This is a genomic window from Streptomyces sp. NBC_01214 (genome assembly GCF_026340975.1).
GTDB lineage: Bacteria > Actinomycetota > Actinomycetes > Streptomycetales > Streptomycetaceae > Streptomyces.
Genome location: NZ_JAPEOS010000002.1, coordinates 1,051,111 through 1,071,140, shown reverse-complemented (window position 1 = coordinate 1,071,140; position 20,030 = coordinate 1,051,111). Strand labels below are relative to the sequence as shown.

Genomic DNA, 20,030 nt, shown 5'->3' with positions numbered 1-20,030 from the left:
AGGGGGGTGGCGGGAATCGTCGCGCCCGTCACGGCAGGGCCTTGCGGGCCGTGGCGAAGCGCGGGCGGTTGTTGAGGTCCGGGTGGTCGGCCGCGTCGGCCCAGCCCTGCTCCTCGGCGAAGATCCACGGCACCTGGCCGCCCTGGGTGTCGGCGTGCTCGATGACGACGATGCCGCCGGGCCGCAGCAGCCGGTGGGCGGTCCGCTCGATGCCGCGGATGGTGTCGAGGCCGTCCTCGCCGGAGAAGAGCGCCATCTCCGGATCGTGGTCGCGGGCCTCGGGGGCGACGTACTCCCACTCGGTCAGCGGGATGTACGGCGGGTTGGAGATGACGAGGTCGACCTGGCCGTCGAGCTCGGGCAGGGCGCTCAGGGCGTCGCCCTGGTGGACGGTGACCCGGGAGCCCTCGGCGTTCTTGCGGGTCCACCGCAGGGCGTCCTCGGACAGCTCGACGGCGTGCACGCGCGAGCGCGGCACCTCCTGGGCCATGGCCAGCGCGATGGCGCCGGAGCCGGTGCACAGGTCCACGATGAGCGGCTCGACGACGTCCATCGCGCGCACGGCGTGTATGGCCCAGTCCACGACCGACTCGGTCTCGGGCCGGGGCACGAAGACCCCGGGCCCGACCTGGAGCTCCAGGTACCGGAAGAAGGCGCGGCCGGTGATGTGCTGGAGCGGCTCGCGCGCCTCGCGGCGGGCGACGGCCTCCCAGTAGCGGGCGTCGAAGTCCGCGTCCTTGACGTGGTGCAGTTCCCCCCGTTTGACGCCGTGCACGAAGGCGGCGAGCTCCTCCGCGTCGAAGCGCGGTGAGGGCACGCCGGCGGCGGCCAGCCGCTGGGTGGCCTGGGCCACCTCGGCAAGCAGCAAGTTCACGCTGGTCCTCCGGGCTGCTGTCGTACGGGGGTGATGCGGGGGTCGGGTCAGTGCGCGGCCGCGAGCTTGGCCGCGGAGTCCGTGTCGACGCAGGCCTGGATGACCGCGTCGAGGTCACCGTCGAGCACCTGGTCCAAGTTGTACGCCTTGAAACCGGTCCGGTGGTCCGAGATCCGGTTTTCCGGGTAGTTGTACGTACGGATCTTCTCGGAACGGTCCACGGAGCGCACCTGGCTGCGGCGCACGTCCGAGGCCTCCTGCTCGGCGGCTTCCTGGGCCGCGGCCAGGAGCCGCGAGCGCAGGATGCGCATGGCCTGCTCCTTGTTCTGGAGCTGGCTCTTCTCGTTCTGACAGGAGGCGACCACACCGGTGGGGATGTGCGTGATGCGCACGGCCGAGTCGGTGGTGTTGACGGACTGGCCGCCGGGGCCGGACGAGCGGTACACGTCGATGCGGAGGTCGTTCATGTTGATCTCGACCTCGACCTCCTCGGCCTCCGGGGTGACGAGCACGCCGGCGGCGGAGGTGTGGATGCGGCCCTGGGACTCGGTGGCCGGAACCCGCTGGACGCGGTGCACGCCGCCCTCGTACTTCAGGCGGGCCCAGACGCCCTGGCCGGGCTCGGTGGCGCCGTTGCCGCCCTTGGTGCGCACGGAGACCTGGACGTCCTTGTAGCCGCCGAGCTCGGACTCGGTGGCGTCGATGATCTCGGTCTTCCAGCCCACGCGCTCGGCGTAGCGCAGGTACATGCGCAGCAGGTCGCCGGCGAACAGCGCCGACTCGTCGCCGCCCGCGCCCGCCTTGACCTCGAGGAGCACGTCCTTGTCGTCGCTGGGGTCGCGCGGAACGAGCAGCAGGCGGAGCTTCTCGGTGAGCTCTTCGCGCTGTGCGGTCAGTTCCTTGGCCTCGGCGGCGAAGTCGGGGTCGTCGGCCGCGAACTCCTTGGCCGTCTCGATGTCCTCGGCGGACTGCTTCCAGGCACGGAAGGTCGCGACGATCGGGGTCAGTTCCGCGTAGCGCTTGTTCAGCTTGCGCGCGTTGGCCTGATCCGAGTGGACCGAAGGGTCGGCGAGCTTCTTCTCAAGATCGGCGTGCTCGCCGACCAATTCCTCGACCGCTTCGAACATCGGGGGACTCCTGGGGTGAAAGGTGCGAAGGACTGCGGAGGGGACGTGCCGGAACGACGACAAAGGCGCCGGTCCGGCCGCCCCCGAGTGGACAGGGGGCGGCCGGAGACCGGCGCCTGGGTCGCGCTACTTCTTGGCCGCACCCTTGCCGAAGCGCGCCTCGAAGCGGGCCACGCGGCCACCGGTGTCGAGGATCTTCTGCTTGCCCGTGTAGAACGGGTGGCACTCGGAGCAGACCTCGGCACGGATGGTGCCCTCGGTCAGGGTGCTACGGGTGGTGAACGACGCGCCGCAGGTGCAGCTGACCGCGGTCTCGACGTACTCGGGGTGAACATCGCGCTTCAAGGTGTCTCCTAGATTCGGGAGGGCGCCGGGTCGCAGGAGCCGAATTGCGTACTGCGTGAACCGGGGCCGACAGACCAGTCTGCCAGGACCGGGCCGCCTGTCAAAATTCTGAGGACGCCTCCCTCAACGGCAGGGGGTCGCCATCTATTCCGCACCGGTCCGGGGGCCCTGCGCGCACGGGTCCTACTGGACGATCGACCCTGCGGCGCTCTTGTCCCCGGAGGAGTTCACGGTGGCCTCGGCCGGGATCGGCCGGTCCGCCAGCAGGGCGTCCCAGACCATTTTCGTCTCCTTGGTGAGCGGGGCCACGCGGTTCGGGTCGCGGGGGTCCGTGGTCACCGGCAGCGTGATCATCTGCATGTCCTGGGCGTCGATGCCCTGGAGCCCCTGGGCGAAGCCCATGAGGGACTTCACGTCGCCGAGGGGCTTGTCGGTGGTGATCGCCTTGGTCGCGGAATCGGCGATGCCGAGCAGTTTCTTGGGGTTGTCGAAGACCCCGATGCCCTTCACCTGCTTGATGAGCGCCTTGATGAAGGCCTGCTGGAGCTGTATTCGGCCCAGGTCGCTGCCGTCGCCGACGCTCTTGCGGGTGCGTACGAGGCCGAGTGCCTGCTCCCCGTCGAGCTTGTTGGTGCCGGCCGCGAGGTCGAGGTGGCTGGCACCGTCCTTGATCGGCTTGGTGGTGGTCACCTCGACGCCGCCGAGGTTGTCGATGATCTTCTTGAAGCCGGTGAAGTCGACCTCGATGTAGTGGTCCATGCGGATCCCCGACATCTTCTCGACGGTCTTGACCGCGCAGGCGGCCCCGCCGACGGTGAACGCCTCGTTGAACTGGGTGCGCTGGCCGCCGGGGTCGGTCTTCCCGCCCGACGTCGGGCAGGAGGGCCGGGAAATCATGGTGTCGCGGGGTATCGACACGACGCTGGCCTTCTCGTGGCCCTCGTAGAGGTGGATGATCATCGCCGTGTCGGAGCGGGCGGAGCCGCCGTCGTCCTGGCCGTACTCGCCGTTGGCGCCGCCGCGGGAGTCGGAGCCGAGGACGAGGATGTCCATCGAGCCGTTGTCGACGTTCTGCGGGCGGTCGGTGCCGAGGGCCTGGTCGATGTCGACGGTCTTCAGGTTGCCGTTGAACTTGAAGTAGACGTAGCCGAGGCCGGCTCCCCCCAGCAGGACCACCCCCGCGGCGCTCCAGGCGGCGACGGTGACGGCCCTGCGGCGCCTCGCCGGCTTGCGACGGCGCCGGGCCGCGGCACGGCCGCCGTGGTCCTTGCTCTCCTCGGTCATGCTCTCCTCAGTCCTGTGTCCGGTCCCCTGGTCGTTCGGCCCGCCGTCCACCCCGCGGTTCCTCTGACACAGACGGGCGTACGCCGCGCAGGGTTCCATTCCGGCCCGAACCGCCCCGCGGGGGCGCAGCCGCCCCGCTGGGGCGCCCGTACCCCGAAAACCCGCCCGTACGCGCGACAGCCCCCGCCGCGGGTGCGGCGGGGGCTGTCGCGGTGATGCGCGTGCCGGACGTCAGTCGTCGTTCTTGCCCGACGGGGTCGTCTTCGCGATCTGCATCAGGAACTCGGCGTTCGACTTCGTCTGCTTCATCTTGTCGAGCAGCAGCTCGATCGCCTGCTGCGAGTCGAGCGCGTGCAGCACCCGGCGCAGCTTCCAGACGATGGCGAGCTCCTCCGCGTTGAGGAGGATCTCCTCCTTGCGGGTGCCCGACGGGTCGACGTCGACGGCCGGGAAGATGCGCTTGTCGGCGAGCTTCCGGTCGAGCTTGAGCTCCATGTTGCCGGTGCCCTTGAACTCCTCGAAGATCACCTCGTCCATGCGCGAGCCGGTGTCGACGAGCGCGGTGGCCAGGATGGTCAGCGAGCCGCCGTCCTCGATGTTGCGCGCGGCACCGAAGAAGCGCTTCGGCGGGTACAGCGCGGTCGAGTCGACACCACCGGACAGGATGCGGCCGGAGGCGGGCGCCGCGAGGTTGTACGCGCGGCCCAGACGGGTGATGGAGTCCAGCAGGACGACCACGTCGTGACCCAGCTCGACGAGACGCTTGGCGCGCTCGATGGCCAGCTCGGCGACGGTGGTGTGGTCCTCGGCCGGGCGGTCGAAGGTCGAGGAGATGACCTCGCCCTTGACCGACCGCTGCATGTCGGTGACCTCTTCCGGACGCTCGTCGACCAGGACGACCATCAGGTGGCACTCGGGGTTGTTGGTGGTGATCGCGTTGGCGATCGCCTGCATGATCATGGTCTTACCGGTCTTCGGCGGGGCCACGATCAGGCCTCGCTGACCCTTGCCGATCGGCGACACGAGGTCGATGATGCGGGTGGTCAGCACGCCCGGGTCGGTCTCCAGGCGGAGCCGGTCCTGGGGGTACAGCGGGGTGAGCTTCTGGAACTCCGGTCGGCCGCGGCCGGATTCGGGCGCCATGCCGTTCACCGAGTCCAGACGCACGAGGGCGTTGAACTTCTCGCGGCGCTCGCCGTCCTTGGGCTGGCGCACGGCACCGGTGGTGTGGTCACCCTTGCGCAGGCCGGCCTTGCGGACCTGGGCGAGGGAGACGTACACGTCGTTGGGGCCGGGCAGGTAGCCCGAGGTCCGGATGAACGCGTAGTTGTCCAGGATGTCGAGGATGCCCGCGACGGGGATCAGCACGTCGTCGTCGGCGACCTGCGGCTCGCTCGGCGCGAACTCGTCGCGGCCACGGCGGCCACGGCGGTCGCGGTAGCGGCCGCGACGGCCGCGACGGCCGTCCTCACCGTCGAAGTCGTCCTGGGGACCGTTGTCCTGGCGGTCCTGACGGCCCTGCTGCTGGCCCTGGCTGCGGCCGCCCTGCTGCTGACGGTCGGCGCGCTCCTGACGGCCGCCGCCCTGTCCGCCCTGCGCGCCCTGGCCCTGACCCTGGCCGCCCTGGCCCTGGTCGTCGGCCTTGGCGCCGCGGTCACGGCGGTCGCGCTGACGGTCGGTGCGCTCGGCGCGGTCACCGCGGTCACGGCGGTCGCGACGGCCACGGCCTTCGCCGTCCTGGCCCTGCGCCTGACCGGCGGAGACCGCGGTGGCGGCTTCGGCCTTGGTCTCGGACGGGGCGGTGGCGGCGGGCGCGGTCTCGGTCTTCTGCTCGACCTGTACGGCGACGGGGGCCGAGGCCTCCGGGCTGCCGGAGGGGGCCGTGGCACGACGACGGCGGCGCTCGCCGACCGGGGCGTCGTCTCCCCCACTCTCGGCTGCGCTCGAGCGGGAGGGACCCCCTGCAGGCTGGCCCGGGATCTCGATCTGCGCCTGCACTGCGGGCTTCTCGGCGGGCGCCTCGGCGGCGGCCTCACCCGTGCGGGCCTTGCTGGTGGCGCGGCGCTTCGGCTTGGCCTCGGCGGTGGCTGCGGCAGTGGAGGCGGCGGCCTTGGGGGCACCGCTGCCCGCCTGCGCCTCCTTGATGACCTCGATCAGCTGGCTCTTGCGCATCCGCGCGGTGCCCCTGATCCCGAGGCCCGACGCGACCTGCTGCAGCTCGGCCAGGACCATGCCGTCAAGGCCGGTGCCGGTGCGTCGACGCTTGGGTGCGGCGCCCGCGGCGGGGGCACTGGTGTCGACAGAGGTGTCGGCAGCGCCCATCAGATCGGTGGTGTCGCTCACGAAGGGTCCTTCCCTGGAGCGGACGTCGGCCTGTCTGGCTCGGCGACCGGTTGTGCTGTCCGACAGCAGTCCTTGGTGTGGACCGTGCCGGGGCGGTGGTCCGCCGGTAGAAGTACGGCGGAAGAAACGTGCATGGCTGGTTCCGGCGAGAAGCCCCCGAGCTGAAAGCGTGGGAATGTCACGCCGATTCCGGAGCGTGCTCGAAACTGCTGGAGGTGATCAAAGCAGTCGGGGAGGCTCCCGGAAGAAATGTGGTCCCGAATGGGGACACTGAGCACCGAGCCATGACGGCTTCCGATGCGCACTTGAGACTAACACTACCGGATCCAATAGATATTCCCCCTCTCAATCACCGGCAATCGCGCCCTTCCGTGCGGGCGGCCTGCCCTGGCCACCCGCCCCTGACCGGCTGTGCACTCCGGGAAGGCGGATCTAGCCGCCCTGGGTGCCCAGCGGAAGTACGCTCGCGCCCGCGGCGTCGAGGGCGAGCCGGTTGGCCGCCCACCCCTCGCCCGCGAGCTGCGCGACCTTGTCGGCCGCGCCGTTGTCGACCAGCGCGAGGACCGTGGGTCCCGCGCCGGAGATGACCGCGGGGATCCCGTCCGCCCGCAGCCTGTTGACGAGTGCCACGCTCTCTGGCATCGCCGGGGACCGGTACTCCTGGTGGAGCCGGTCTTCGGTGGCCGGCAGGAGGAGCTCGGGACGCCTGGTCAGGGCTTCCACGAGCAGGCCCGCGCGGCCCGCGTTGGCGGCCGCGTCCACGTGCGGGACGGTGCGCGGCAGCAGGCCGCGCGCCGTCTCCGTGAGGACCGGCTTGGAGGGTACGAAGACCACCGGAACGATGGATTCTGCGGGCTCCATCCGGATCGCCTTGGCGCTGCCGCCGTCCATCCAGGCGAGGGTGAAGCCGCCGAGCAGACAGGCGGCGACGTTGTCCGGGTGCCCCTCGATCTCGGTGGCGAGCTCCAGCAGCGCCGCGTCGTCGAGCTTGGTCTCGCCGCCTATGGTCACGGCGCGGGCGGCGACGATGCCGGCGCAGATGGCGGCGGAGGAGGAGCCGAGTCCACGGCCGTGCGGGATGCGGTTGGCGCAGACGACCTCCAGGCCGCGCGGCTGGCCGCCCAGCAGGTCGAAGGCGGTGCGCATGGAGCGTACGAGCAGGTGGCTCTCGTCCCGCGGGAGGGTGTCGGCGCCCTCACCCGCGATGTCGATGTTCAGGCCGGAGTCGGCCACCCGGACGACTACGTCGTCGTAGAGCCCCAGGGCCAGGCCCAGGGCGTCGAAGCCCGGACCGAGGTTGGCACTGCTGGCGGGGACGCGCACCCGTACGGCGGCGGCGCGGAACGCTGGACCGGCCATCGTCCGATGACACTCCTTGTGACTGTGCGAGATCTTCGCTCTTCGCTGGCTCGCTGCGAATGTACTGGAGAACGTACGACACCCGAAGGCCCTCGGGGCAGCACCGCAGTCATATGCGCGGTGGCGGATGTAGGTACAGCGTATCGAAGGAAGGTTCTCTCGCGACATAGGGCGCACAGGAGGCGCACGATGCGTGTCGCGGACTTCGACCGTCTTCGACCGACTTCAGCCGTATTTTTGTTGCCGTACGGGTGAGTTGCCGGGTTCCGAAGGATCTCGGGAAGGCCCCTGCGGGACCTCACGAGCCCTCCGGAACCCGGCTCACACGGTGGTGCTGCGGTACTGCGGTACTGCGGGTGCCGCTCCATTCCTGCGGTGCGGCTACGGCGCTGCCGTCAGACCAGGCCGAGGCGCACGGCGGCGGCTTCGGCGTCCACCGGAACGGTGACCGGCTGCGGAGCGCCGGCGATCGCCCAGTCGGGGTCCTTCAGGCCGTTGCCGGTGACGGTGCACACGATCTTCTGGCCGGGGTCGACCAGGCCCAGCTCGGCAGCCTTGAGCAGGCCGGCCACCGAGGCGGCCGAGGCCGGCTCGACGAAGACGCCCTCCTGCGAGGCCAACAGCCGGTAGGCGGCGAGGATCTGGCGGTCCGTCACCTCGTCGATGAAGCCGCCCGACTCGTCACGCGCGGCCAGCGCGTAGTCCCAGGAGGCCGGGTTGCCGATCCGGATCGCGGTGGCGATGGTGTGCGGCTCCTTGACGACCTCGCCGCGCACGATGGGCGCGGAACCGGAGGCCTGGAAACCCCACACGCGGGGCGTACGGGTGGACAGGCCGTCGGCCTTGTACTCCTTGAAGCCCTTCCAGTACGCGGTGATGTTGCCCGCGTTGCCGACCGGCAGCACGTGGATGTCGGGGGCGTCACCGAGCGCGTCGACGATCTCGAACGCGGCCGTCTTCTGGCCCTCGATACGCACCGGGTTGACCGAATTGACCAGCGCGACCGGGTAGTTGTCGGAGAGCGCGCGGGCCAGGTTCAGGCAGTCGTCGAAGTTGCCGTCCACCTGCAGGATCTTGGCCCCGTGCACCAGGGCCTGGCCCATCTTGCCGAGCGCGATCTTGCCGCGGGGCACGAGCACCGCGCAGACCATCCCGGCGCGCACCGCGTACGCGGCGGCGGAGGCCGAGGTGTTGCCGGTGGAGGCGCAGATGACCGCCTTCGCGCCCTCTTCCTTGGCCTTGGTGATCGCCATGGTCATGCCGCGGTCCTTGAAGGACCCGGTGGGGTTCGCCCCCTCGACCTTCAGGTGCACCTCGCAACCGGTGCGCTCGGAGAGCACCTGGGCGGGGACGAGGGGAGTGCCACCCTCGCGGAGCGTCACTACGGGAGTCGTGTCCGTCACCGGCAGGCGGTCCCGGTACTCCTCGATGATGCCGCGCCACTGGTGGGTGCGATTGCTGCTCATGGGCCCTTACTCCCCTTCAACACGCATGATGCTGGCGACACCGCGGACGGTGTCCAGCTTCCGCAGCGCCTCGACGGTCCCGGAGAGGGCGGCGTCGGGTGCGCGGTGGGTGACGACGACGAGGGAGGCCTCGGTGCCGCCCCCGTCCTGACGACCTTGCTGCCGTACGGTGTCGATCGACACGCCGTGCTCCGCGAAGGTGGTCGCCACCTGGGCGAGGACGCCCGGCTTGTCCGCCACATCGAGGCTGATGTGGTAGCGGGTGACGACGTCCCCCATGGGGCTGACCGGCAGCTGGGTGTACGCCGACTCGCCGGGCCCCGTTGCCTCGGCGAGCTTGTTGCGGGCGACGGCGACGAGGTCGCCGAGGACCGCGGACGCGGTCGGCGCGCCGCCCGCGCCGGGCCCGTAGAACATGAGCTGCCCGGCGGCCTCCGCCTCGACGAAGACGGCGTTGTACGCCTCGCGGACGGAGGCGAGCGGGTGGCTGAGCGGGATCATCGCCGGGTGGACCCGGGCGGTGACGGACTCGCCGTCGGCGGCGCGCTCCAGGATGGCGAGGAGCTTGATGGTGCAGCCCATGCGCTTGGCGGAGGCGAAGTCGGCGGCGCTGACCTCCGTCATGCCCTCGCGGTACACGTCGTCGAGACGGACGCGGGTGTGGAAGGCGATGCCGGCCAGGATCGCGGCCTTGGCGGCGGCGTCGTAGCCCTCGACGTCGGCGGTCGGGTCGGCCTCGGCGTACCCGAGGGCCGTGGCCTCGTCGAGCGCCTCCTGGTACCCGGCGCCGGTGGAGTCCATCTTGTCGAGGATGAAGTTCGTCGTGCCGTTGACGATGCCCATCACGCGGTTGATCTTGTCGCCCGCGAGCGACTCGCGCATCGGGCGGACCAGCGGAATGGCGCCGGCGACCGCGGCCTCGTAGTAGAGGTCGAGGCCGTGCTGCTCCGCGGCGGCGTGCAGCGCGGCGCCGTCCTGGGCGAGCAGCGCCTTGTTCGCGGAGACCACGGAGATGCCGTGCTCGAAGGCGGTGGTGATGAGGGTGCGGGCGGGCTCGATGCCGCCGATGACCTCGATCGCGATGTCGATGTCACCGCGTTTGAGCAGGGCGGTCGCATCGGTGGTGATCAGCGCCGGGTCGATGCCCTCGCGGACCTTGGAAGGGCGGCGCACGGCCACGCCGGCGAGCTCCACGGGCGCGCCGATCCTCTGCGTGAGGTCGTCGGCGTGCGTCGTCATGATGCGAGCCACCTCTGAGCCGACCACTCCACAGCCCAGCAGCGCCACCTTCAGCGGACGCGTACGCATCATTCGACCTACGCCTTTCGATCTTCCATCAGTCCCCGTGCGGGCGGTTTGCCCGCCGGGTGGAACAAGTCTCACTCAATGGACAGCAGTTTCCATCCTCGGTCCATTGAGTGAGACATCTATTTCATCATCCGAGGTCGAGGCGCAGGAGATCTTCCTCCGTCTCGCGGCGGACGATCACGCGGGCCTGTCCGTCACGCACGGCGACGACGGGCGGGCGCAGCGCGTGGTTGTAGTTGCTGGCCATGGAACGGCAGTACGCGCCGGTGGCCGGGACGGCCAGGAGGTCACCGGGCGCGAGGTCGGCGGGCAGGAACGCGTCCTTCACGACGATGTCGCCGCTCTCGCAGTGCTTGCCGACGACGCGTACGAGCATGGGCTCGGCGGTGGAGGTGCGGGAGACGAGCGCGATGGAGTACTCGGCGTCGTACAGGGCCGTCCGGATGTTGTCGGACATCCCGCCGTCGACGCTCACGTAGGTCCGCAGGCCTTCGAGCGGCTTGATCGTCCCCACCTCGTACAGCGTGAACGCGGTCGGGCCGACGATGGCGCGGCCGGGCTCCACGGAGATCCGCGGGGCGCGCAGTCCGGCGCTCTCGCACTCCCGGGCCACGATCTCGTGCAGGGCCTTGGCGATCTCGTGGGGCTCGCGCGGGTCGTCGTTCGCGGTGTACGCGATGCCGAGGCCGCCGCCGAGGTCGATCTCGGGCAGCTCCACCCCGTGCTCGTCCCGTACCGCGGCCAGCAGCCGCACGACGCGCTTGGCGGAGACCTCGAAGCCGGCCATGTCGAAGATCTGCGAACCGATGTGGGAGTGGACGCCGAGCAGCTCCAGCGAGTCGTGCCCGAGCGCCCGGCGCACGGCCTCGGCGGCGGAGCCGTCGGCGACCGCGATGCCGAACTTCTGGTCCTCGTGCGCGGTGGCGATGAACTCGTGGGTGTGCGCCTCGACGCCGACCGTCACGCGGATCTGGACGGGCTGGCGGACGCCCAGCTCACGGGCGATGTGCGCGACGCGGGCGATCTCCTGGAAGGAGTCGAGCACGATGCGTCCGACGCCGGCCTCGACGGCCCGGCGGATCTCGCCCTCGGACTTGTTGTTCCCGTGGAAGGCGATCCGCGCGGCGGGCATCCCGGCGGCGAGCGCGGTGGTCAGCTCCCCGCCGGAGCACACGTCGACGTTCAGCCCCTCTTCCTTCAGCCACTTCACGACGGCCTTGGAGAGGAACGCCTTGCCGGCGTAGAACACGTCGGCGTCCTTGCCGAAGGCGGTCGCCCAGGCCCGGCAGCGGGCCCGGAAGTCCTCCTCGTCGAGGAAGTAGGCGGGGGTGCCGAACTCCTCGGCGAGCTTGGTGACTTCGATGCCGCCCACGGCGACGACCCCGTCGGCCGAACGCTCGACGGTGCGGGCCCAGACCTTCTCGTCGAGCGCGTTCAGGTCGGCGGGCGGCGGGGAGTAGTGCCCCTCGGGCAGGACGTCGGCGTGGCGGGGCCCGGCGGGGTGCGCGGAACGGCTCATCGGTATCTCTCTTCGCGGGTCACAAGCGTGTCGGTGCGTCTATGCCGAGCAGGGCCAGGCCGCCGGCCAGCACCGTCCCGGCGGCTTCGGCAAGAGCCAGCCGGGCACGGTGGGCGGCCGAGGGTTTCTCGTCGCCCTTGGGCAGGACGCGGTGCTGGAAGTCGAGCAGCGCGTCGGCCAGCTCGACGAGGTGCCGGGCGAGCCGCTCGGGTGCACGGTGGTGCGCGGCGGCTTCGAGGACGAGGGGGTGGTCGGCGAGGACGCGCAGCAGGGCGGGCGCGTCGACCTCACCGGGCTCGGGGCGGAACCCGAGCTGCTCGGCATTGCGCACGAGCGCGTGGGCGCGGGCGTGGGCGTACCGGACCCGGAAGAGCTCGTTGCTCTCCCCCTGGACGAGCAGCGCGTCGCAGAACTCCGGGGTCTCGCGCGGGGGGGTGGTGAGCACGGCCCAGGCGACGGCGTCGGCCCCGTACCGCGCGAGCACGTCCCCGTCGCGGCGGGCGACGGGCGCGACGCTCACGGCCGGACCGGGCTGGACCCCCTGCGCGGCCGCGATCCGCGCGACGGCGGCCCGTACGAGGCGCTCGCGCAGCTCGCCGGACGACGGATCCGGGACCTCGACCGCCGCCGCCGCCCCCGCCACCGGGCGCAGGTCACGGACCAGCTGGGCGGCGGAGACGGAAGCCAGCGAGAAGTTCAGGAACCCGGCCCCGGTGATCTCGACGCGCTCGATCCCGGCTACGGCGCCCAGCCGGCGGGCCAGCACCTCGGCGACCTCGGCCGGCCGTACTCCGGCGCCCTTCGCGATCTGGAAGGCGACGGGAGTGGCGTACTCCCCCACCCCACCGGGCCGGGTCCGCTCGACCACCACCCGCGCGGGCACCGCCCCGCCCAGCTCACCGTCCTCGACGGCGCAGCGCACGGCGCTCACGACGCAACGGGAGAGGTCTGCGGGGGTCACGGGACCCAGCCTAGGGGAGACGCACCGTCATCAGTCGAAGGGTTTCGCCATGTGAACAGAGCGCTGGACGCTCTACTGGAGGGGACCGCCCCTCCCCCTCCCGGCGGGCGTCCCTTTCCTGCCGTCACTGCGGTCGCTGCGGTCACCCCGGTCACTGCGGTCAGCGCGGTCCTTGCGCTCGATCAGCCGGCGCACGACCCGTACCAGCTCGGTGGGCTCGAACGGCTTCGCGAGGAAGGCGTCCACCCCGGCCGCGATCCCGGCCTCCACTTCTTGCTGCGTGCAGGCGCTGACGATGGCGACGGGCACGTCCCTGGTCCGCGGATCGGCCCGCAACTGCGCGGCCGCCCCGAACCCGTCCAACCGCGGCATGACCACATCAAGGGTGATCGCATCGGGACACACCCGGTGCACGATGTCCAGGCACTCGGCACCATCGTTCGCGGTCACGACCTCGAAGCCCTCCAGCTCGAGATTGACCTTGATCAGCTGCCGGATGACCTTGTTGTCGTCGACAACAAGCACCCGACCCGAGACGCCTGGCACAACTCGAGAGTAGGTCCGCCCGGGCCCCCGCGTCCGGGTTTTCGCCACTTCCACCCCCTGCGGGCGAACCACTCCCTCCTCCCCCGCAAAGCAGTTCCTGATCACCCCACGGAAGCTGGTAGTGTTCAACCCGTCGCCGCAACACCAACGACGCGCCCCCGTAGCTCAGGGGATAGAGCAACGGCCTCCGGAGCCGTGTGCGCAGGTTCGAATCCTGCCGGGGGCACTTCGCAGGAAGTGCCAAAGAGACCCTCCAAACAGTGTCATTACTGTTCGGAGGGTCTTCTTGTGTTTCGCACCATGGATACCCGCAGACCAGCATTCGGGGGGACCGACACCGTGGACGACAGGCTTCGCGATTTCGCGAAGGGATCACCGAACTTCGGGGTCCTGTACCAACACCAGCCGCTGCTCTCCCTTTACGGCGCTTCGGCGGAAGCCACGGTATTCACGCACCCGAACTCGTCCCTGGTCCAGGCCGGCCAGTTCGGTGAGGTCCTCGCCGAGGAGCTGATCACCCGCATCGGTATGCGGATCGAGGGCGACCGGCAGGTCGACCGGCTGACCACGCTGACGCGTGCCGGGGTACTCGTCCCCGAGATCCGTGACGATTTCGACCGGCTGCGCCGCGACCGGAACAAGGCCGCGCACAGCCACCTGTTCGACACGGCACGGGCCCTGGCCGCCGTACGCGTCTGCTACAAGCTCGGCCTCTGGTTCCACGACGCCATCGAGGGCCGGCGGACGGTAGCGGAGTTCGTACCGCCCACGGACCCCGGTGACACCGCGCAGGTTACGGACCCTGCCGAGCTGGCCGAGCTGCGGGAGGCCCTCGACGGCCACCGCCAGGCGCTCACTCAGGCCCGGACCCGGCTCGCCGAGTCCAGCGACGCTCTCGAAGCCGAGCGCAGGGCACGGGCCGAGGCCGAGCACCTCATCGCCAGCGCCGACGCGAACAAGAGCGAGCTGCTGGCCCGCGTCGAGCAGCTGACCTCGCAGATCGATGAGCTGCGCACCACTCAGCAGGCGAAGTACGAGGCTGCCCGTCAGCAGCCCCGGCAGGTGGACGCCAAGCGCCGCGAGGCGATCATCCACCGTGCGCAGCGGCCGGCCCCGCTCAACGAGGTACAGGCGCGCGACGCCATCGACGGGATGCTGCGCGCATCCGGCTGGGTCGTGCAGGACCGCGACCGGGTCAACCCGGAAGCGGGTCAGGGCGTGGCGGTCCGCGAGTTCACCCTCGCGACCGGCCGCGCGGACTACGTCCTGTTCGTCGACGGGCACATCGTCGGCGTGGTGGAGGCCAAGCGCGAGGGCGACCACCTGTCCAGCGCCGTCGAGCAGAACGACCGTTACGCGTCCGGAGTCCTGAAGGAGCACCGCCTCGCGGTCTGGCGCGAGGCGGAGCCCTTCGCGTTCCGGTACGCGACGACCGGTACCGAGACGTACTTCATCAATCGCCTCGACCCCGACGCCCGCTCCCGCGAGGTCTTCTCGTTCCACCGGCCCGAGACGGTGGCCGCGTGGATGCGGCGCGCGGAGGAGAACCCGGACGCCCTCACGTTCCGCGCGGCTCTGCGCCAACTGCCCGTGCTGGAGGCCAACGGCCTGCGCCTCGCCCAGATCGACGCGATCACCGGTCTGGAGAAGTCCCTGGGCGAGGACCGCGCACGAGCGCTGATCCAGATGGCGACGGGTGCCGGCAAGACGTTCACGGCCGTGGCGCAGACGTACCGGCTGCTCAAGCACGCCAAGGCGCGCCGGGTCCTGTTCCTCGTGGACCGCAACAACCTGGGCAGGCAGGCGTACGACGAGTTCCGGAAGTTCACGACGCCCGACGACGGCCGCAAGCTCTCCGACATCTACAACGTCGACCGCCTGGGCGCTGCCGGACTCCAGGACACCTCGTCGGTCACCATCTGCACGATCCAGAAGATGTACTCGCTCCTGCGCGGGGAAACCCTCGCCGAGGACGAGCAGGCGGACGAGGCCGCGGACAGCGAGGCGTACGAGGACACGTATGCGACCGACCAGCCGATCGATGTCTCCTACAACCCCGATGTGCCGATCGAGTCCTTCGACCTGATCATCGTGGACGAGTGCCACCGGTCGATCTACGGGCTGTGGCGCGGGGTCCTGGAGTACTTCGACGCGCATCTGGTCGGCCTGACCGCGACGCCCACCCTCCAGACCCTCGGGTTCTTCGGACGCAACCTGGTCTCGGAGTACACCTATCCGCAGGCGGTCGCGGACGGGGTGAACGTCGACTTCGACGTCGTACGGATGCGGACCGATCTGCGCGAGAACGGCGGCGCGAAGATCGAGTCGGGTACGACGGTACGGATCAAGGACCGCAAGACCCGGCGCCAGCGCTACCAGGAGCTGGACGACGACTTCACGTACACGACCGGGCAGATCGGCCGGTCGGTGGTGACGGTGGACGAGATCCGGGCGGTCCTGACGGCGTACCGGGACAACTGGCAGCGCTGGTTCCCGGGCCGGAGCGAGCTGCCGAAGACGCTGATCTTCGCGGTCGGTGAGGACCATGCCGAGGACGTCCTGGCCCAGGTCAAGGAGATCTTCGGGCGTGGGGACGACTTCGCGAAGAAGATCACCTACAAGAGCCGCCAGGCCGGCGAGGACCCGGACGAACTGATCCGCGCCCTGCGGACCTCGCCCCGGATGCGGGTCGCCGTCACCGTCGACATGATCGCGACGGGCACGGACGTGAAGGCCCTGGAGTGCGTCATCTTCCTGCGCGAGGTGCGCAGCGCGGTCCTCTTCGAGCAGATGAAGGGACGCGGCGCCCGGACCATCGACGCGACGGAGCTCCAGGAGGTCACGCCGGACGCGGACGCGTCGGTGCGCAAGGACCGCTTCGTGCTGGTGGACGCGGTGGGCGTGACGGACTCGCCGCTGGTGGACGCCCGACCGCTGGTTCCGGCGGGTGAGCGCCAGGTGTCGCTGGCGAAGCTGCTCGACAAGGCCGGCACGAAGTCCATCAGCGCGAACGAGGCCGAGATCCTGGCGGGCCGGCTGGCGCGCCTGAACCAGCAGCTGACGACTGAGGAACGCGACCAGCTGACTCGGGCTGCGGGCGGGCAGACCCTGTCCGAGATCGCGGGCGCGATCGTCAAGGCGGTCGACCCGGACCGGCAGGAGCGCGCGCTGGACGAGGGCGGCCAGGCGGCGGCCAGGCGGCTGATCGAGAACGCGATCGCGCCGCTGACGGAGCGGCCGGAGCTGCGGCGGCACATCATCGAGATCCGCCGGGACAAGGACTACGTCTTCGACGAGTTCACGCCCGTCGCGGTGACGGATCTGAACGAGATCCCGCGCGAGGAGCGGGCGAAGGAGCAGGTCGACCGCTGGAGCCGACTCCTGAAGGAGGAGCGCGACCGCATCGCGGCGGTCAGCATCGCCCTGACGAGCCCGCGATCGGTCTCCCCGGCGGAGACGTACGCGGCGCTCCAGGAGCTGGCGCTGGAGATCCGCCGTCCGCACTTCGGGTGGACGCCGAAGGCTCTCTGGACGTACTACGAGGACTTGGGCGTGGCAGCCCACTCCCCCGGCCGCGAGGCGGGCGTGCCGGATCTGATCTCCCTGATCCGGTACGAGCTGGGCGTGGACGAGGAGCTGCGGCCGTACCGGGATACCGTGGAGGAGCGCTTCGAGGCGTGGCTGCTGAAGCAGAGCCAGGCCGGGGCGGACTTCTCGGAGGAGCAGCTGTGGTGGCTGCGGTCCATACGGGACGTGGTGGCGAGCGACGTCGGCATCAGTACCAAGGAATTCAACGCGGAGCCCTTCAAGGGGAAGGGTGGGGGCCGCGGTTTCCAGCACGCTTTCCCGGGGCGGGATGTGCGGTCTCTGTTGAGTGAGTTGAATCGAGAATTGGCTTGATTGGGTTGAGTGACGCGGCACTTCCGGCGGGGTGGGTTAGCACGACCCTGGGCGATGTGGCTGAATGGGGTAGTGGTGGAACTCCCAAGAGCGGCGTCTCCCACTACTACGGCGGGGATATCCCGTGGGTGGTCAGCGGTGACCTGAACGACAAGACGATCCATTCAGCCACATCGACCATCACCTCCGATGGCCTGGACTCAAGCTCGGCAAAATGGGTTCCCGAAGGCTCCGTGCTGGTCGCCATGTATGGGGCGACGATCGGCAAACTAGGAATCACCGGGCGGCCGCTAACCACAAATCAGGCCGTAGCGTTTGCAACCCCATACCAGAACCTGATCGATAAGCGGTTCCTGTTCTGGTATCTGCGGTCTCAGCGTGACGCCCTCCGGAAGACCGGAAAAGGCGGAGCCCAGCCGAACATCAGCCAGACGATCCTGAAAGCATGGCCAATCGCGGTACCGCCGCTCGCTGAGCAGCATCACATCGTCGAAGCCCTCGAAGACCACCTCTCCCGCCTCGACGCAGCTGACGCCCTCATCAATTCCTGCGCTGAGCGGGCCAAGACGCTACTTCCCCGGGTAATGCGTTCTGAGCTCTGCAAACCCGGCACACCAATGGTTCGACTGGATGCCGCTGCCGAAGTAAGGCTCGGTCGGCAACGATCCCCGAAGAACCACTCCGGAGAGCAAATGCGCCCCTACCTCCGGGCCGCCAACGTAGGCTGGCAAGGCCTACTGCTCGATGACGTAAAGAGCATGAACTTCACGGACAGAGAAACCGAGGTATACCGACTACGCGCGGGAGACATTATCCTCAGCGAGGCATCCGGGAGCCCCGGAGAAGTAGGAAAGCCGGCCATATGGAGTAACGAGATCGAGGAATGCTGTTTCCAGAACACATTGATCCGCGTCCGACCAAATAGCCACCTTGAGCCTAAATTCCTACTATATTTCCTGCGAAGCGAAGCCCTCAGCGGGAGTTTCCGCAAAGGCGCGCGTGGAGTAGGCATCCACCATCTGGGCGCCGCAAAACTCTCCGCATGGAATGTGCCTCTACCTCCCCGTAAGGAACAAGTTCGAATCGTTGAGAGCCTGGAGGAGAAGGTGTCCAGCCTGGAAAACGCACGTGCACTCCTGCAGGGGCCCAACGGCACATCGGCTCGGGCCAACGCACTGCGCACAGCTCTGCTCGCCCGCGCCTTCAGCGGCAAGCTCGTCTCGCCAGACCCCTCCGACGAGCCCGCCTCCGTGCTGCTCGACCGGATCCGGGCCGAGCGCGAAGCTCAGGGCGGCAAGGTCAAGCGGGGCACCCGTCGGCCCCGTAAGGCGGCCGCACCGCCTCCGGCCCCCGCCTCAACCCCCTCCCCCGCCACCGCCGTTCAGCAGGAGCTTCCGCTGTGACCCCCGCATCCCCCGCCCTGGCGCACGCTCAGACCAACACCCTGGTCGCCAAGCTCTGGAACTACTGCAACGTCCTGCGGGACAACGGCCTGTCCACCATCGAGTACGTCGAGCAGCTCTCGTACCTGCTCTTCCTGAAGATGGCCGACGAGATTGCCTCCGACCCGTTCACCGAGGCCGAGGCCCGGACCGTCGTACCCGCCACGTACGACTGGCAGTCGCTCGCCTCCAAGAAGGGCATCGAGCTCGAAGTCCACTACCGCGAGATCCTGGCCGCGCTCGGCAAGAGCCCTGGCACCACCCTCGGCAGGATCTTCGCCAAGGCGCAGAACCGCATCACCGAGCCCGCTCTCCTCGAAAAGCTCGTGGTCGAGCTGATCGGCAAGGAAGACTGGACGATCCAGGGCACGGACCTCAAGGGCGACGCCTACGAGGGCCTGCTCGCCAAGGGCGCCGAGGACACCAAGACCGGCGCCGGCCAGTACTTCACGCCCCGCGCGCTCATCGACGCCATGGTCGACGTGATGCAGCCCCAGCCGGGTGACACCATCACCGACCCCGCCTGCGGAACCGCCGGCTTCCTCATCGCCGCGCACGCCTACATCCGCAAGCACCACATGCAGAACCTCTCCCGCGAGGAGCGGCTCGCGCTCGGGGACGGCAAGATCTGGGGCAACGAGCTGGTCACCGGCACCGCCCGCCTCGCCGCGATGAACATGCTGCTCCACGGCATCGGAGACGCCGACGGCAAGTCCCTCATCACCGAGGGGGACGCACTCGCCGAACAGCCCAAGCAGCACGCTTCCCTGGTCCTCGCCAACCCGCCCTTCGGCAAGAAGTCCGCGATCACCATCGTCGGCACGGATGGGAAAGCTGACAAGCAGGACATCTCCTACGACCGAGATGACTTCCGCGCCACCACCACCAACAAGCAGCTGAACTTCCTCCAGCACATCATGTCGCTCATGGAGATGGACGGCCGCGCGGCGGTGGTCCTCCCCGACAACGTGCTTTTCGAGGGTGGGGCCGGCGAAAAGATCCGGCGTCGCCTGCTCGAAGACTTCGACCTCCACACGATCCTTCGTCTGCCCACCGGAATCTTCTACGCGGGCGGCGTCAAGGCCAACGTCCTCTTCTTCGAGAAGAAGCCTCCCCGCAGCGGAGGCGCGCACAACACCTCCAAGCTCTGGGTCTACGACTTCCGCACCGCCCAGCACTTCACCCTCAAGCAGCACCCGCTCACTCGCGCTGCCCTGGAGGAGTTCGTCGAGGCCTACCTGCCGGGCAAGGACCGAAGTGAGCGTGTCGAGACCGAGCGCTTCAAGTGCTTCGACTACGACGAACTCATCGCCCGCGACAAGGTGAACCTCGACATCACCTGGATGAAGGACCCGGCCCTCGACGACGCCGACAGCCTGCTGCCGCCCGAGGTGATCGCGCAGGAGATCGTGGAGGACTTGCAGGCCGCGCTCAGCGAGTTCGCCGCGATCGCGGAGGCGCTCGGTGGCGAGATCTCGGCTGATACTGACGAGATCCAGCCAGGCGAAGGCGCGTGACCCGCAACTGAGTTGACCCGTCCCCGTCTCGCCGGAAGT

At 69.5% G+C, this 20,030-nt stretch carries 14 protein-coding genes and 1 tRNA gene; 4 read left to right on the top strand and 11 right to left on the bottom strand.

The window, feature by feature from the left end; all coding sequences use genetic code 11:
- Positions 1 to 28: 28 nt before the first annotated feature.
- The 11 genes from prmC to OG594_RS29825 form a co-directional block, all read right to left on the bottom strand.
- Positions 29 to 874, bottom strand: coding sequence for a peptide chain release factor N(5)-glutamine methyltransferase (gene prmC, locus OG594_RS29875; RefSeq protein ID WP_266604981.1), 846 nt, complete (start codon positions 872 to 874; stop codon positions 29 to 31).
- Between the two features lie 47 nt (positions 875 to 921).
- Positions 922 to 2,001, bottom strand: a complete 1,080-nt coding sequence (gene prfA, locus OG594_RS29870) for a peptide chain release factor 1 (protein ID WP_030008687.1) — start codon at positions 1,999 to 2,001, stop codon at positions 922 to 924.
- A gap of 126 nt (positions 2,002 to 2,127) precedes the next feature.
- Complete coding sequence (rpmE, locus tag OG594_RS29865) at positions 2,128 to 2,346, bottom strand: 50S ribosomal protein L31 (RefSeq protein ID WP_030008686.1); 219 nt, start codon at positions 2,344 to 2,346, stop codon at positions 2,128 to 2,130.
- A 183-nt stretch (positions 2,347 to 2,529) separates the two neighbouring features.
- On the bottom strand, positions 2,530 to 3,630 hold the full coding sequence (locus tag OG594_RS29860) for an LCP family protein (protein WP_266604978.1): 1,101 nt from the start codon (positions 3,628 to 3,630) through the stop codon (positions 2,530 to 2,532).
- Between the two features lie 231 nt (positions 3,631 to 3,861).
- Positions 3,862 to 5,973 (bottom strand): transcription termination factor Rho, encoded by a 2,112-nt coding sequence (gene rho, locus OG594_RS29855; protein WP_266604976.1) that lies wholly within the window; start codon positions 5,971 to 5,973, stop codon positions 3,862 to 3,864.
- Between the two features lie 432 nt (positions 5,974 to 6,405).
- On the bottom strand, positions 6,406 to 7,332 hold the full coding sequence (thrB, locus tag OG594_RS29850) for a homoserine kinase (RefSeq protein ID WP_266604974.1): 927 nt from the start codon (positions 7,330 to 7,332) through the stop codon (positions 6,406 to 6,408).
- A 395-nt stretch (positions 7,333 to 7,727) separates the two neighbouring features.
- Positions 7,728 to 8,798, bottom strand: coding sequence for a threonine synthase (gene thrC / locus OG594_RS29845; protein ID WP_266604972.1), 1,071 nt, complete (start codon positions 8,796 to 8,798; stop codon positions 7,728 to 7,730).
- Between the two features lie 6 nt (positions 8,799 to 8,804).
- Positions 8,805 to 10,109, bottom strand: coding sequence for a homoserine dehydrogenase (locus OG594_RS29840; RefSeq protein WP_266604970.1), 1,305 nt, complete (start codon positions 10,107 to 10,109; stop codon positions 8,805 to 8,807).
- Positions 10,110 to 10,233: 124 nt separating this feature from the next.
- A complete protein-coding gene (gene lysA, locus OG594_RS29835) occupies positions 10,234 to 11,625 on the bottom strand; it encodes a diaminopimelate decarboxylase (protein ID WP_266604968.1) in 1,392 nt (463 codons plus the stop codon).
- A gap of 19 nt (positions 11,626 to 11,644) precedes the next feature.
- On the bottom strand, positions 11,645 to 12,586 hold the full coding sequence (nrtL, locus tag OG594_RS29830; RefSeq protein WP_266604966.1) for an ArgS-related anticodon-binding protein NrtL: 942 nt from the start codon (positions 12,584 to 12,586) through the stop codon (positions 11,645 to 11,647).
- A gap of 72 nt (positions 12,587 to 12,658) precedes the next feature.
- On the bottom strand, positions 12,659 to 13,180 hold the full coding sequence (locus tag OG594_RS29825) for a response regulator (RefSeq protein WP_266606628.1): 522 nt from the start codon (positions 13,178 to 13,180) through the stop codon (positions 12,659 to 12,661).
- A gap of 106 nt (positions 13,181 to 13,286) precedes the next feature.
- Between OG594_RS29825 and OG594_RS29820 the strand changes: the two genes are divergently transcribed.
- From OG594_RS29820 to OG594_RS29805, 4 genes are all read left to right on the top strand, one after another.
- Positions 13,287 to 13,358: transfer RNA gene (locus OG594_RS29820), tRNA-Arg, on the top strand.
- Between the two features lie 113 nt (positions 13,359 to 13,471).
- Positions 13,472 to 17,032 (top strand): DEAD/DEAH box helicase family protein, encoded by a 3,561-nt coding sequence (locus tag OG594_RS29815; protein WP_266604964.1) that lies wholly within the window; start codon positions 13,472 to 13,474, stop codon positions 17,030 to 17,032.
- A complete protein-coding gene (locus tag OG594_RS29810) occupies positions 17,029 to 18,435 on the top strand; it encodes a restriction endonuclease subunit S (protein WP_323185346.1) in 1,407 nt (468 codons plus the stop codon). The genes OG594_RS29815 and OG594_RS29810 overlap by 4 nt, the downstream gene beginning before the upstream one ends.
- Positions 18,432 to 19,991, top strand: a complete 1,560-nt coding sequence (locus tag OG594_RS29805; protein ID WP_266604959.1) for a class I SAM-dependent DNA methyltransferase — start codon at positions 18,432 to 18,434, stop codon at positions 19,989 to 19,991. Before OG594_RS29810 ends, OG594_RS29805 begins: the two co-directional genes overlap by 4 nt.
- Positions 19,992 to 20,030 lie beyond the last annotated feature (39 nt).

Coding starts and splice junctions, on each gene's coding strand:
- thrC (WP_266604972.1), bottom strand. CDS start 8,798: ATGAGCAGCAATCGCACCCACCAGTGGCGCGGCATCATCGAGGAGTAC.
- OG594_RS29860 (WP_266604978.1), bottom strand. CDS start 3,630: ATGACCGAGGAGAGCAAGGACCACGGCGGCCGTGCCGCGGCCCGGCGC.
- thrB (WP_266604974.1), bottom strand. CDS start 7,332: ATGGCCGGTCCAGCGTTCCGCGCCGCCGCCGTACGGGTGCGCGTCCCC.
- lysA (WP_266604968.1), bottom strand. CDS start 11,625: ATGAGCCGTTCCGCGCACCCCGCCGGGCCCCGCCACGCCGACGTCCTG.
- prfA (WP_030008687.1), bottom strand. CDS start 2,001: ATGTTCGAAGCGGTCGAGGAATTGGTCGGCGAGCACGCCGATCTTGAG.
- OG594_RS29840 (WP_266604970.1), bottom strand. CDS start 10,109: ATGATGCGTACGCGTCCGCTGAAGGTGGCGCTGCTGGGCTGTGGAGTG.